This window comes from Kitasatospora sp. NBC_01287, from assembly GCF_026340565.1.
Taxonomy (GTDB): domain Bacteria; phylum Actinomycetota; class Actinomycetes; order Streptomycetales; family Streptomycetaceae; genus Kitasatospora.
Map to the genome: position 1 here is coordinate 2,029,275 of NZ_JAPEPB010000001.1, position 13,360 is coordinate 2,042,634.

Below are 13,360 nucleotides of genomic sequence, written 5' to 3' on the forward strand. Positions count from 1 at the left end.
CCGCAGGTGGGGCGGGGCGGGATGCCGGTGGTGGCCGGCGGCGCGCCCGCGCCGCCGGCCACCGCGCGCGGGGTCAGCCGAAGTAGCTGTGGAAGTTCTTGGAGAACTCGTTGCCGTTGTACTGGTCCCAGTTGATCGACCAGGTCATCAGACCGCGCAGGTTGGGCTGCGGGCCGCTGCGCGGCACGTAGCCGCCGCAGTTGGTGCCCTTGGTCAGGCAGTCCAGCGCCTGGTCCACCGCGGCCGGGGCGACGTAGCCGTTGCCCGCGTAGGTGTTGGCGGGCATGCCGATCGCCACCTGGGAGGGGGCGAGCGGCGGGAACATGTTGTTGGTGTTCCCGGCCACCGGGAAGCCGGCCAGCAGCATGTCGGTCATCGCGATGTGGAAGTCGGCGCCGCCCATCGAGTGGTACTGGTTGTCCAGGCCCATGATGGAGCCGGAGTTGTAGTCCTGGACGGTCAGCAGGGTGAGGTCGTTTCGCAGCGCGTAGATCACCGGCAGGAAGGCGCCGGCCCGCGGGTCCTGGCCGCCGTACGGGCCGGAACCGTAGTACTGGTAGCCGAGTTGGACGAAGAACGTCTCCGGCGCCATGGTCAGCACGAACTTCGAGCCGTACTTCGCTTTGAGCTGCTGCAGCGCGGAGATGGTGTTGACGATGACCGGGGTGGTCGGGTTCTTGAAGTCGGTGTCACCGGTGTTGAGGGAGAGCGACTGGTTCTCGAAGTCGACGTCCAGGCCGTCCAGGCCCCACTTGTCGATGATCGCGGAGACCGAGCTGACGAACTCGTCCCGGGCGGCGGTGGTGGTGAGCTGCACCTCGCCGTTGGCACCGCCGATCGAGAGCAGCACCTTCTTCCCGGCGGCCTGCTTGGCGGCGATGGCCGCCTTGAAGTCGGCGTCCGACTCCTCGCCCGGACAGTCGGTCAGGGAGCAGCGGTTGAACTGGATGTCGCCGGAGGTCACCGAAGTGGGCTCGCCGAAGGCGAGGTCGATGATGTCCCAGGAGCTGGGGACGTCGGACATCTTCAGGTAGCCGGCGCCGTTGGCGAAGCTGGCGTGCAGGTAGCCGACCAGCGCGTGGGTGGGCAGCCCGCCGCCGCCCGGCGGGGTGGGGGACGTGCTGGGGCTGGAGGAGGGGCTGGAGGACGGGCTGGAGGACGGGCTCGTACTGGGGCTCGACGACGGGCTGGAGGACGGACTCGACGAGGGACTCGCGCTCGGGCTGGACGACGGGCTCGACGACGGGCTCGACGACGGTGACGCGGTCGGGCCGCCGGGGCCGCTGAGCGAGACGTCGTCCGCGTAGTACGTCCCCTGCCCGTACCACCCGTGCAGGAAGATGGTCGCGCTGGTCTGGCTCGCGGTGGTGGTGAAGCTGACGGAGAGCTGCTGGTAGGCGCCGCCGGTGCTCGGCGTCCAGGTGCTGGTACCGCCGTTGACGCCCAGGTAGACGTAGGCGCCGTTGACGTAGGAGCTGAGCGTGTAGGTGGTGCTGGGCGCGACGGCGACGGTCTGCGTGCACTGCGCGTCATCGGCGGCGGTGGCCGCGCCGGCGAGTGCGTAACTGCCGCTGTGCGCGTGGCCGGTGACGACGCTTCCGGTGCTCCCGTCACAGCTCCACGGGGCGAGCGCGCCGCTCTCGAAGCCGCCGTTGACCAGGAACTCGCCGGCCGAGGCGGTGGGGGCCAGGCCGAGGGTGAGTCCGGCGGCGCCGGCCGCGGCGACGGCCCAGGCCGTGGTCATGGCGGCCAGGCGGCGGGCTCGGGGGCGAACTCGGTTGCGGGGGTGCGGGTCCGGGCGACCCGCTCTGCTGAGACTGCGCATGTGGGGGATGCTCCTGCTGCCTCGGTTGTCGGACGGTTCGGGGCAGCACGGGGAGCGACCCCGCAGCGCACCCCATGTGGACTAGACCACTGAAGCGGTCTGGACCAGTCCGTGTCAATGGTCGGGCGGCAGCCTTGACCGGGACGCGACCTGGCGTCCGCTCAGCGGTTCCCGGGTCGCGCCGGAGGGGGTCGGGGCCTTCCTGATCAGGGATTCTGACGGTGCATCAGATCATCTGGTGCCGGCCGGCCTCAGCCGGACCTGGTCCGCCCGTAGTGGCGGGCCGCCTTGGCGCGGTTCCCGCAACTGGCCATCGAGTGCCAGCGCCGGGTGCCGTTCTTCGAGGTGTCGTAGAAGCGCAGCACGCAGCTGTCGGACGCGCAGGAGCGGATCCGGTCGGGCCCCTCGTCGAGCAGCCTCAGGTAGTCCTCGGCGGCGGCCCAGGCCGGCAGCCAGGCCGGCGCGTCGGTCTCGGCGTGCGCGTGCGGCCCGTCCGCCTCCAGGGTGCGGCGCACCGCGCCGTGCGCGAGCACCTCGTTGAGCGCGGCGCGGGCCTCGGCGGAGGCGTCACCCTGGTCGACCAGGCGCCCGAGCACGGCGCGGGTGGCGAGCAGCGCCTCCTGCGTGGCCCGGTCCGCCGGGACCCGGTCGGCGAAGCCCCGCAGGGCGAGCCAGAGCGCCAGCCCGTCGAGCGAGTCCAGCAGGTCGCGCGGGCTGCCGCCGTTGTTCCAACGGGTGTTCAGCAGGTCGAGCGAGAGCGGCTCGTCCGGGAGGGGGCGGGGGTCGGCCGGCCGCTCTTCCGGGGACGCCCCTTCAGGGGACACCGCTTCCTGGGACGTCGCCTCCTGGGACACGGCCTCTCCTCTCCTCTCCACTCCGGGACCGGCGTCGATTCTAACCGGCATGCCGTCGGCAAGCGGTTGCACTCATCCAACCTAACCGACATACTCGATAACAACGGTTAGATCGGGGTTCGTCCCCGCCACGACGGAGGTGCTCCATGGCACAGCTCGCCGCCCACGCGACCCTGCAGCCCGGCCACATCGGCCTGAACGTGACCGATCTCGACCGGTCCCGCGCCTTCTACCAGCGCGTCCTGGGGTTCGAGCTGGTCGCGGAGGGCACCGAGCCGGACCGGCGCTACGCCTTCCTCGGCCGGCAGGGGCAGGCCGTGCTCACCCTCTGGCAGCAGAGCGAGGGCGCCTTCGCCACCGGCGCGCCCGGCCTGCACCACCTCTCCTTCCGGGTCGGCAGCGTGGCGGAGGTCCGGGAGATCGAGCAGGTGCTGCGTGAGGTCGGCGCCGAGTTCGCCTACGAGGGCGTGGTCCCGCACCGAGAGGGGGCCGACTCGGGCGGCGTCTTCTTCACCGACCCGGACGGAATCCGGCTGGAGGTCTTCACTCCGCACGGCGCCCACGGCCACGACGGCGACGCGCCCAACGGCACGGCGCCGACCTGCGGTTTCTTCTAGGCCGTGTCTGAGCAGCTCGGACCAGAGGAGTGATCATGGCCACGGACAGCATCACCGCTGCAGGCGTCCCGGGCGAGCTGGCGGTCCGCCGGCGGGCCGGGTTCGACCGGCCCGGCTACTCCGGCCCCAGCCGGAGCCGGCGGATCCCGCCGATCGCCGCGCGGTTCCTCACCGAGCAGCCCATGGTGGTGGTCGGCGCCGCCGACGGGGCCGGCCGGCTCTGGGCGAGCCAGCTGACCGGTCCGCCGGGCTTCCTGCGCGCCGAGCCGGGTGCCGCCACCGAGCCAGGTGCCGCGGCGGCCGAAGCGGTCACCGAAGCCGCCGACGCGGTGACCGTCGCCGCGCGACCGGCGGCCGGCGATCCGCTGGCCGCCGTGCTCGGCGGGCCGGCCGCGGTCGGCCTGATCGCGCTCCAGCCGGCCCGTCGGCGCCGGATGCGGATGAACGGCCGCTCGCTGCCGAGCGGTTCGGGGATCCGGGTGACGCTCGACGAGGTCTTCTCCAACTGCCCCAAGTACATCCAGGGCCGGGAGCCGTGGGTCGAGCCGAACAGCACCCCGGGCCCGGCCCTGCGCACCGGCGAACTGACGGCGGAGCAGCAGCGGTTGATCCATCGGGCCGACACCTTCTTCGTCAGCACCGCCAACCGGCGGGGCGACGTCGACGCCTCGCACCGCGGCGGCAACCCGGGCTTCGTCCAACTGCTCGACGCAAACCGGCTGCGCTGGCCGGACTACCAGGGCAACGCGATGTTCTGCACACTCGGCAACCTCGCCGAGCACCCGGCCGCAGGACTGCTCTTCATCGACTGGGCGAGCGGCGACACGCTGCAGCTGACCGGCAGCGCCCGGACCGACTGGGATCAGCGGCACGCCGGTGAACTCCCCGGCGCCCAGCGGGTGGTGGAATTCACCGTGACCGAGGTGGTGGCCACCGCGCGGGCCAGCGGGCTGCGTTGGACCAGGGCCGAGTACTCGAAGTTCAACCCGCCTGCTCCGGAGGGGCGCTGACGGACCGCCGGATCCAGCAGGCGGTCAGCAGGACCGCCGCCCCGGCGCCGGCCATCGCGTCGGCGGGCGTGCCGAGTTGGGCGAGCGCGCCGAACAGCAGCGGGCCGACGCCCTGCACCGTCATCACGCCCGCCGCGAGCAGCCCGAAGGCCTGGCCGTGCCGGTCCGCCGGCAGCGCCGCCAGGAACCCCCGCTGCAGGCCGAGCCCGTAGGCGAAGCCCGCCCCGCTGACCGCCAGCAGCAGCGCGGCGCCCGGCACCCCGGGCCGCCAGGCGAAGCCCAGCAGCGGCAGTCCGAGCAGCGCCACCAGCGGCGCGACCAGCCGCTCCCGCGCGGCCGGCCGCAGCAGCCGGCCCACCACCAGGTCACCGAGCAGCATCCCCACCGGGAGCGCGCCGAAGAGCAGCCCGGCACAGGCGACGGGCAGCCCGCGCTCACCGAGATAGGCGACGATCAGGCCTTCGGCCCCCGATGCGAAGGCGAGCGGCAACCACTGCGCGAGCAGTTGCCGGCGGACCGCCCGGTCGGCCAGCAGCGCCCGGTTGCCGGTCCAACTGCCATGCAGCACCCGCGCGCTGTCCTCGGCAGCCATCGGCGGGTCGAGATCCGGCAGCCGCAGCCGCACGAGAAGCGCGGCGAGGAGGTAGCCGACCGCGCTGAGCAGCAGGGCACCGCGCGGCCCGCAGCCGGCGAGCGCCGTGCCCGCGGCGGCCAGGCCCAGCAACTGGGCGCCGGAGGAGCTGAGGTTGCTCAGCGATCGGCCCAGCACGTAGGCGTCGCCGGTGAGTTCGGCCGCGATCAGGCGGCTGCCGGCGCCGCCGAACACCGGGGTCAGGCAGGAGGCCGCGCCGATCAGGCTCAGGGTGACCGCCGTCGGGAGCCGGACCAGCGCCGGGGCGGCCGCGGTGAGGGCGGGCAGCAGGTGCCCGGCGATGATCAGCGGACGCGGCCGGGCCCGGTCGGCGAGCGCGCCGAGCAGCAGGCTGCCGAGCAGCTGCGGGGCGAAGCCGATGCCGAAGGCGAGCGCGCCGAGCAGGGGCGAGCCAGTGGCGGCGTAGACGAGCACCGCGAGGGTGGTGATCCGCAGGCCGTCCGCCACCACCCCCAGGGTGCGGGTGAGCAGCAGCAGCCGGAAGCGGGGGTGCGCGAGGACGGCGCGGTAGGTGGCCCGCGCGGGCGGGGCGGGAGCAGCGGACGGGCCGGGCGAAGTGGGAGCAGCGGTCGCGGTCATGCGCACCAGCGTCCGGACCGGTGGCGCCCCTCACCATTCTTACGCCCCTGGACGTAGGCCAACGTGAGTCGACGTGAGCCGACGTGAGCCGACGTAAGCTCCTGCCCATGCTGCGCTTCGAGGTCGGCACCGACGACCTGCTCCACAGCCGCTTCGCCCTCTCCCCCGCCTTCGAACTCGCCACCCTGCTGCGGGTGCTGGCCGGCGGCAAGGGACAGGAGCTGCCCGCCGCCTGGGCCGCCGGACTGCGCCCGGCCTTCGAGCGGCTGCGCGCGAGCACCGAGCTGGACGCGGTGCTCGCCCTGCAGAACGCTTCCTTCGGCGCCGACTTCATCGCGCCGCCGCCCGCCGGCCTGGCCCAGGGCTGGACCGACGACCTGGCGGCGATCCGGCGCACCCCGCTCGCCACCGCCCGCACGGACATCGCCCGCTGCCTGGCCGCGCACCCGCAGGCCGGCCCCGAGGCACGGGCGGTGCTCGCCGCCGAGGACGTGGTCGACCGCGTCGCCACGGCCCTCGACCAGGCCTGGCACGCGCTGCTCGCCCCCGACTGGCCGCAGCTGCGGGCGATCTGCGAGCGGGACGTGGTGCACCGGGCCGGCCTGCTCGGGCGGCACGGCTGGGCGGCCGCGCTGGAGGGGCTGCACCCGTGGCTGCGCTGGCGCGACGGCGGGATCGAGCTGTCGGGCCGGTCCGCCGACACGGTGGTGCGGCTGGGTGGCGCCGGGCTGCTGCTGGTGCCCTCCGTCTTCAACCACCCGCAGATCGCCTCCTTCACCGACGACCCGTGGCCGAAGGCGATCGTCTACCCGGCGCGCGGGATCGCGGCGTTCTGGGAGAGCGGGCGGGATCCGGCCCCCGAGGCGCTCGCCGCGCTGATCGGCGCCACCAGGGCCCGGCTGCTCGCGGCGCTGGACCAGCCGGCCGGCACCAGCCAGCTCGCCCGCAGCCTGGGGCTGGCCACCGGTGCGGTCGGCGACCATCTGGCCGTCCTGCGCCGCGCGGGCCTGCTGCACCGGGCGCGCGACGGCCGCACCGTGCTCTACCGGCGCACGCCACTGGCCGAGGCGCTGCTCGGCGGGGCCCAGGCGGGCGAGCGCTGAGGCCACTGAGGCCACCGGTCCGCCGCCGACGGCGGCCTACCGCTGCGGGCGGCGACGGCGGACGGCGGACGGCGGACGGCGGACGGCGGCGGTCACCAGATCAGCAGGCCGGCAGGAAGCTCGACGGGAGCGGCCGCGGCCCCGTCCTCCCGCCTGCCCTTGCCCATGCCCATGCCGGCGCCGAGGTCGACGTCGATCATTGCGGTGCCGTCGAGCGCGAAGCCACCGCCGTTCTCGAACCTCGCCCGCCTGTCCGAGGGCGGACTCGACAGGTCAGCAGCGATGGGGAAATCGGTCTTCTCGAAAAAGGGAGGTGGCGTCGCCGGCCTCCTGCTACGCTCCCCGCCATGATCCGCAGCCAGCACGCCCGCCACATGATGCCCCGCACGCGGGGTTGTCGCTGACGGACGTCCAGGCAGCCGAGGCCCCGCGACCGCGTCGGGGCCTTTTCGCTTTTCCGGCCCCGAACCCGCCGTCCACCGCTCACCCGGAGGGTTCGATGAACGAACCGCGCACCTACCTGACCACCACCATCCCCTACGTCAACGCCCGCCCCCACCTCGGCTTCGCGCTGGAGCTGGTGCAGGCCGACGTGCTGGCCCGGCACGAGCGGCAGCGCGGCGGCCGGGTCCGGCTGCTCAGCGGGACGGACGACAACTCGCTGAAGAACGTGCTCGCCGCCGAGGCCGCCGGGCTCGACGTGGGCAGCTTCGTCGATGGCAACGCCGCCGCCTTCGAGCGGCTGCGCGAACCGCTGGCGATCAGCCTCGACGACTTCATCCGCACCAGCCGCGACCCGCGCCACGCGGTCGGGGTGGCCGCGCTCTGGCGCCGCTGCGCGGCGGCCGGAGACCTCTACCGCAAGCACTACGAAGGCCTGTACTGCGTGGGCTGCGAGCAGTTCTACACCCCCGGCGAACTGGTCGAAGGCCGCTGCGCCGAGCACGGCACCGAGCCGCAGCGGGTGGCCGAGGAGAACTGGTTCTTCCGGCTCTCCCGCTACACCGAGCCGCTGCGCGCGGCGATCACCGAGGGCCGGCTGCGGATCGAGCCGGCCGCCCGCCGCAACGAGGTGCTCGCCCTGATCGCGGGCGGCCTGCACGACTTCTCGATCTCCCGCTCGCACACCCGGGCCCGGGGCTGGGGCATCCCCGTCCCGGACGACCCGGACCAGGTGGTCTACGTCTGGTGGGACGCGCTCGGCAACTACCTCACCAGCCTGGGGTACGGCTCCGAGGACAGCGCCCTCCAGGAGTGGTGGCTCGGCAGCGAGCGGCGGGTGCACCTGGTCGGCAAGGGGGTGCTGCGGTTCCACGCCGTCTACTGGCCGGCCATGCTGCTCTCCGCCGGGCTGCCGCTGCCCACCGACGTCCTGGTCCACGACTACCTGACCGTGGACGGTCGGAAGATCAGCAAATCCACCGGCAACGTGGTGGACCCCACCGAGCTGGTCGACAGGTACGGGACGGACGCGGTGCGCTGGTGGCTGCTGCGCGAGGTGCCGAGAGTCGGCGATGCCGACTTCACGGTCGAGCGGCTGGTGGCCCGGGCCGACGCGGACCTGGCCGGGGGCCTGGGCAACCTGGTCAACCGGGTGGTCACCATGGTCCATCGCTACCGCGACGGGCAGCAGCCCGAGGCGGCCACAATCGCGGGCGACGAGCTCTCGGAAGCCTGCCGGACCGCGCCGGCCGAGGTCGCCGCGGCGCTGGACGCGTACGACTTCCGGCGGGCGACCGCCGCCGCCTGGCGGGTCCTGGAGGCCGCGAACCGGGCCGTCGACCAGCACCGCCCGTGGGAGCTGGCCCGCCGCCCCGAGGACGCCGAGCTGCTCGACGCCGTGCTCGCGAGCCTGCTGCTCGCCTGCCGCACGCTCGCCGAGCTGCTCGTCCCGTTCGTCCCGGCCGCGGCCGCGGCCGTTGCCGCGCAGTGCGCCGCCGGGGCCGACGGGCGGCTGCCGGAGCCGAAGCCGCTCTTCCCCCGGCTGGCGGGCTGACCTGCGGGGGGAAAGGCACCCGGCTGGAGGACCGGTGGAGGCGGGGCGGCTGTGATCAAGTCGGGGGTTGTCCAGGGGTGGCCCAGGTCTGGAGACTTGGCGGTGTGGACGAACCGACCCCGACCCCCGTCGTGCCCGCCGCCCTGGTCTTCGCCGGCCAGGTGCTCGACGCCGACTCGTTCCGCAGCTGGGACGAGCCGCCGCGCTACCCCGACGACGGCCCCTCCTACGCCGACGACCTGGCCCGGGCGCGGGCCCGCAGCGGGGCCGACGAGGCGGCGCTCACCGGCGAGGGGCGGATCGGCGGGCACCGGGTCGCGGTGCTGCTGAGCGAGTTCACCTTCCTGGCCGGCTCGATCGGCACCGCCACGGCCGCCCGCCTGCTGCGCGCGGTCGAGCGGGCGACGGCGGAGCGGCTGCCGCTGATCGCCTTCCCGGCCTCCGGCGGCACCCGGATGCAGGAGGGGACGCCGGCCTTCGTCCGGATGATCGCGATCGCCAACGCGGTGGCCGCGCACAAGGCCGCCGGGCTGCCCTACCTGGTGCACCTGCGGCACCCGACCACCGGCGGCGTGCTGGCCTCCTGGGGCTCGCTCGGCCAGCTGACCACCGCCGAACCCGGCGCGCTGGTCGGCTTCCTGGGCCCGCGCGTCTACCAGGCGCTGTACGGCGCGCCGTTCCCCGAGGGGGTGCAGCGGGCCGAGCACCTGGCGCGGTTCGGCACCGTGGACGCGGTGCTGCCGGCCGGTGAGCTGCGGCAGTGGCTGACGGCGGCGCTGGAGCTGCTGGCCTGCCCGCGACCCCCGGCGGCCGAACCGTCGGGGCCGCCCGCCTCCGTCACCAAAGCCGCCGTCCCGGTCTGGGAGTCCGTCGCCCGCACCCGGCGGCCCGACCGCCCTGGCCTGGCCGAGCTGCTGGCGGGGGCCGACACCGTGGTCCCGCTCTCCGGCACCGGCGCCGGCGAACGGGACGACGCGCTGCGCCTGGCACTGGCCCGCTTCGGCGACCGGCGCTGCGTGGTGGTCGGTCACGACCGGGCGGCGGCCGCCGCGCACGGCCCGGTCGGCCCCGGCGCGCTGCGCACCGCCCGGCGCGGCATGCGGCTGGCCGCCGAGCTGCGGCTGCCGCTGCTGACCGTCATCGACACCCACGGCGCGCTGCTCAGCCGCTCGGCCGAGGAGGGCGCGCTGGCCGGCGAGATCGCCCGCTGCGTGGCGGAGCTGAGCGCGCTGCCCGTCCCCGTGGTCAGCCTGCTACTCGGCGAGGGCGCGGGCGGCGCCGCGCTCGCGCTGCTGCCCGCCGACCGCGCGATCGCGGCCGAACACGCCTGGCTCTCCCCGCTGCCGCCCGAGGGCGCCTCGGTGATCCTGCACCGCACCCCCGACCGCGCCCCGCAACTCGCCGAGCAGCAGCGGATCGGGGCGGTGGAGCTGGCCAGGGAGGGCGTGGTCGACCGCGTGCTGCCGGAACCGCAGGCGCCGGCCGAGTTCATCCAGCGCGCCATCGCCGCCGTGCGCGAGGAACTGGCCCACGCCGCCGCCCTCACCCCACCCGGCCCCCGCCTGGCCCGCTTCCGCGACCTGGCCCGCTGAGACCGACCGATCGGCGCCTGGTCACTCGCGCGACATCGACTGCCGTGCGGCCTCGTCGAGTTCGTCCAGCACGCGGTCGTCCAGCTGGACGACCGGGGTCGGCGCGAGATGCTCGCGCCACGGGCCGCGGCGGACCATGGCGTAGCCGAAGTCGATGAAGCCGTTCTCCAGCCGGAAGACGCCGCCCCGCTCGTAGACCCGGATGAGGGGCTCGAAGGGGTCGGGCAGGTCGGGCAGTTGGTGCCCGGCGGTGTCCAGCAGCGCTGCCCAGTGGACGGCGGCGACCGAGATGTCGGTGGCGTAGGCGGAACCCGCCGTGTCGTCGACGTACTCCTCGATCTCCGCGGTCAGCGCCGGGTCGGCGCGGAACGAGGGGTCGACGACGGCGGCGAGGTCGAAGAACGGCCACCACTTCGGCTCGCCGTGGACCTCCAGCCAGAGCGCGGCCCGGCGGAAGTACTCCCGCATCAGGGCCGCCCGCGAACCCGACCGGGCCAGGGCCTCGTTGTGCGCCCTCCAGTCGACCGCCTTGATCCGGTCGATCATGAGACGCGCCCGCTCGCCGCTCCCGGGGGCCGTCATCCCGCCGGGGTGTCGAGCGCGTCCAGGGCCGCACGGTCGAGGGCGACGACCGGCTCCGGGGAAAGGTGGTCCTCCAGCCGCTTGAGCCGCACCATGACGCCGTTGAGGTCGATGAACTCCTCGATGTGGAAACCTCCGCCGCGCTCATACATGAGCAGCAGTGGTTCGTACGGGTCGGGCAGGTCCGGCAACTCGACGTGTGAACCGGCACGGAGCGCCGCCCACTGGACCGCGCCGCGGCAGGTCTCCCTGATCGAATGCCGCCCCACCTGCTCCGCCAGGTACTCCTCCAGCTCATCGACGACGTCCTCGGCCGCGCGGGTCCCGGGGTCGACGCGCTCGGCGAGGTCGAGGAACGGCCACGCCTCCTCAGCACCGCACCACCGGGCCCACAGGGCGGCACGGCGCAGGTACTCGCGCATCAGCGCGGCCCGCGACCGGGTGTGCTCGAAGGCGCCGTCCCAGTCGTTCCAGACGACTGCGCGGACCCGGTCCAGCGCGGCGCGCGACGGATCATCGGTCACTTCAGTTCCAGCCCCTCCTGGCGCAGCGCCTGCTTGACGGATTTCGTCAGAATACCAAGATTCGACAAGTCATCATTCAGGGGAATGTCGGGCGGGGTGAGGCCCATACTGCGCCATCCCCGCCAATGGCCTTCCACCGGATGCGGCGACAGATCGTGTGCGCCGGCCTGCCGCACGTCCTTGGGGAAGAGCTTGCTGTTGTCCTCCGGATCCCAGACCGCCGGATCGTCCGAGACATACGGCAGACCCGCCTTCATGAGTTCGCTCTCGACGTACTCATGGGTCATGAGTGCCTTGAACTCACTGGCGTCGGCCTTGGTCAGCGTGCCGTCGGTGGCGCCCTGCCACAGCCGGGCAATGTCGTCCCGGGGGGTGAAGAGGCCGGTTCTCACCTCACCAGGGCCGACCGCCACCTCGTGCTGCGACCGGAACAGGTGGGCCTTGACCTGGCGGAGCACCGATTCGTCCACTCCGGTATTCGCCGAGATCTTCGGCAGGTCGTCCTTGTTCGGCGTCGCGCGAATGGCTTCATAAGCCTTGCCCGCGAAATCCGATGGCTCGTCGACCCAGCCCGCACCGCCCCAACCGCCCTCGCCGTCCCCGTCGCCCTCGCCGACCGGTCCGACACCGTCCTCGGGGTCGCGGACCCGGCCTCGGCCGCCCGGTGCCGCCGCCGCGCCGATGGCGCCGGTCGCCACGTCGAGCAGGCTGACGTTGCCGCCGAACACCTCGTCGGAGCCCGCGCTGAGCGCCGCCCCGGTGAGCATCCGCCCGGGCAGCGTGTCCACTCCGGCGGAGAACCGGCCGATGGCGGCCAGCGCGGCGGAGGCTCCCTCGGCGCTGTTCGCGGCGGTTGACAGGGCCCGCGCACCGGCCCCGAACCCGCCCGCCGCGGCGCCGGTGAAGGCACCGGTCTCGGCCGCCGAGAGCAACTCGGTGCCGCTGAACCCGCCGTCGCCGAAGGCGATCCGGATCGGCTGGGCGACCGCGGCGTCCACCGCCACGGACTCCACCGTGCCGAAGACCGCGCCGGTCAGCGTGGTGGCGGCGATCGAGGCGATGGTCTCGGAGACCGCCACCCCCAGGCCGTCGGCCATCGCGATGATGCCCGCCGTGGCGGCGCCCGCGGCGGCCTCGGAGAGACCCGCGGTGAAGAACGCCAGCGCGGTGCCCGCGATCAGCGAGGCGCCGACGATCGCCGCCTGCTCCTCCAGCTTGTGGACCGCCTTGTCCACCTCGTCGGCGAAGGCGTTCAGCGCCTTCGCCATCTGGCGGCAGGCGTTGGCGGTGTCGGGCAGCCAGCCCTTGCCCGAGCTGTAGTAGCGGCCCCAGAAGGTGGCGAAGGCGTCGATGCCCGCCCCGTGGTTGTTGCTGATCACGCCTTGGGCGGCCGTGTTGGCGGCTGCCGCGACGTTGTCCAGCGCGGTGGCCATGGCGGTCCAGTCGCCCGCCGCCTTGCGCAGCCCGCCGGAGTCGGCCGCCGGCCACCACATGCCGGTGGTCTCGCGGACCAGCTTCTCCGCCGTCGATTCACCCATGACTCGGCTACCCCCGTGAGGCCAAGGTCAGATCGGAAGGTTGTTCTTGACGTACTGGTCGGCCCCGGTGTGGTTGTCCGCGTGGGCGGCCAGCCCGTCGTTGATGCTCTGCAGCCCCTGGACCAGCACGCCGATCGCGGTGATCAACTGGTCGTGCGGCGGGGTGTAGGCGTCGCTGAACTGCTTGCCCTGCTTGTCGTCGCCCCATGGCGCACCGACACTGCCCAGGTTCTTCTTGAGCGTGTCCAACGCGGTCTTGAGGTCACCGCTCTCCTTCGAGAACGTCGGCGCGACGGACTGCATGTCCGCGGGCCGCACCGAGAACTCCCCACCCTGGTTCACACCTGATCCCCCGTTCCTCAGACCTCAGACCCCAGATCTCAGCAGACAGTACTACTTACGCAGGTCAGCGGATGTCACCGTACCGACTCGAACTCACCTCGACGCCTGCCCCGGCTGCGCGGCCGCCCCGTGGCCCCGTGGCCCCG

General features: G+C 73.7%; 13 protein-coding genes. 5 read left to right on the forward strand and 8 right to left on the reverse strand.

Going from position 1 to position 13,360, the window contains the following annotated elements; all coding sequences use genetic code 11:
* Positions 1–73: 73 nt before the first annotated feature.
* Together OG455_RS08475 and OG455_RS08480 are read right to left on the reverse strand one after the other, a co-directional pair.
* Positions 74–1,744, reverse strand: coding sequence for a chitinase (locus tag OG455_RS08475; RefSeq protein WP_266291743.1), 1,671 nt, complete (start codon positions 1,742–1,744; stop codon positions 74–76).
* Positions 1,745–2,076: 332 nt separating this feature from the next.
* Positions 2,077–2,679 (reverse strand): CGNR zinc finger domain-containing protein, encoded by a 603-nt coding sequence (locus tag OG455_RS08480; RefSeq protein WP_266291745.1) that lies wholly within the window; start codon positions 2,677–2,679, stop codon positions 2,077–2,079.
* A gap of 146 nt (positions 2,680–2,825) precedes the next feature.
* Here OG455_RS08480 and OG455_RS08485 point away from each other — a divergent pair, with 146 nt between their 5' ends.
* Both OG455_RS08485 and OG455_RS08490 read left to right on the forward strand, forming a co-directional pair.
* Positions 2,826–3,296: a VOC family protein gene (locus tag OG455_RS08485; protein ID WP_266291746.1), complete on the forward strand. Its 471-nt coding sequence runs from the start codon at positions 2,826–2,828 to the stop codon at positions 3,294–3,296.
* Positions 3,297–3,331: 35 nt separating this feature from the next.
* Complete coding sequence (locus OG455_RS08490; protein WP_266291747.1) at positions 3,332–4,306, forward strand: pyridoxamine 5'-phosphate oxidase family protein; 975 nt, start codon at positions 3,332–3,334, stop codon at positions 4,304–4,306.
* Here the strand turns inward: OG455_RS08490 and OG455_RS08495 are convergent.
* Positions 4,278–5,537 (reverse strand): MFS transporter, encoded by a 1,260-nt coding sequence (locus OG455_RS08495; protein WP_266291748.1) that lies wholly within the window; start codon positions 5,535–5,537, stop codon positions 4,278–4,280. The genes OG455_RS08490 and OG455_RS08495 overlap by 29 nt on opposite strands.
* Positions 5,538–5,644: 107 nt before the next feature.
* Here OG455_RS08495 and OG455_RS08500 point away from each other — a divergent pair, with 107 nt between their 5' ends.
* Positions 5,645–6,640 carry a helix-turn-helix transcriptional regulator gene (locus OG455_RS08500; protein WP_266291749.1) on the forward strand — a complete coding sequence of 332 codons (996 nt, stop codon included), beginning with the start codon at positions 5,645–5,647 and terminating at the stop codon, positions 6,638–6,640.
* 92 nt (positions 6,641–6,732) lie between these two features.
* Here the strand turns inward: OG455_RS08500 and OG455_RS08505 are convergent, their stop codons facing one another.
* A complete protein-coding gene (locus OG455_RS08505; protein ID WP_266291750.1) occupies positions 6,733–7,014 on the reverse strand; it encodes a hypothetical protein in 282 nt (93 codons plus the stop codon).
* Positions 7,015–7,139: 125 nt separating this feature from the next.
* Between OG455_RS08505 and metG the strand changes: the two genes are divergently transcribed.
* Both metG and OG455_RS08515 read left to right on the forward strand, forming a co-directional pair.
* Positions 7,140–8,636, forward strand: a complete 1,497-nt coding sequence (metG, locus tag OG455_RS08510) for a methionine--tRNA ligase (RefSeq protein ID WP_266291752.1) — start codon at positions 7,140–7,142, stop codon at positions 8,634–8,636.
* Between the two features lie 104 nt (positions 8,637–8,740).
* The gene (locus tag OG455_RS08515; RefSeq protein WP_266291754.1) at positions 8,741–10,228 is read left to right on the forward strand and encodes a carboxyl transferase domain-containing protein; all 1,488 of its coding nucleotides are present in this window, start codon (positions 8,741–8,743) and stop codon (positions 10,226–10,228) included.
* Positions 10,229–10,249: 21 nt separating this feature from the next.
* On the opposite strand, the gene OG455_RS08520 is transcribed toward OG455_RS08515, so the two are convergent.
* From OG455_RS08520 to OG455_RS08535, 4 genes are read right to left on the reverse strand one after another with little or no spacing between them, the layout of a single operon-like run.
* Positions 10,250–10,810 carry a hypothetical protein gene (locus OG455_RS08520; RefSeq protein WP_266291756.1) on the reverse strand — a complete coding sequence of 187 codons (561 nt, stop codon included), beginning with the start codon at positions 10,808–10,810 and terminating at the stop codon, positions 10,250–10,252.
* Positions 10,807–11,334, reverse strand: coding sequence for a hypothetical protein (locus OG455_RS08525; protein ID WP_266291758.1), 528 nt, complete (start codon positions 11,332–11,334; stop codon positions 10,807–10,809). Before OG455_RS08525 ends, OG455_RS08520 begins: the two co-directional genes overlap by 4 nt.
* A complete protein-coding gene (locus OG455_RS08530; RefSeq protein ID WP_266291760.1) occupies positions 11,331–12,872 on the reverse strand; it encodes a hypothetical protein in 1,542 nt (513 codons plus the stop codon). Before OG455_RS08530 ends, OG455_RS08525 begins: the two co-directional genes overlap by 4 nt.
* 27 nt (positions 12,873–12,899) lie before the next feature.
* Positions 12,900–13,214 (reverse strand): WXG100 family type VII secretion target, encoded by a 315-nt coding sequence (locus tag OG455_RS08535; protein WP_266291762.1) that lies wholly within the window; start codon positions 13,212–13,214, stop codon positions 12,900–12,902.
* Positions 13,215–13,360: the final 146 nt, after the last annotated feature.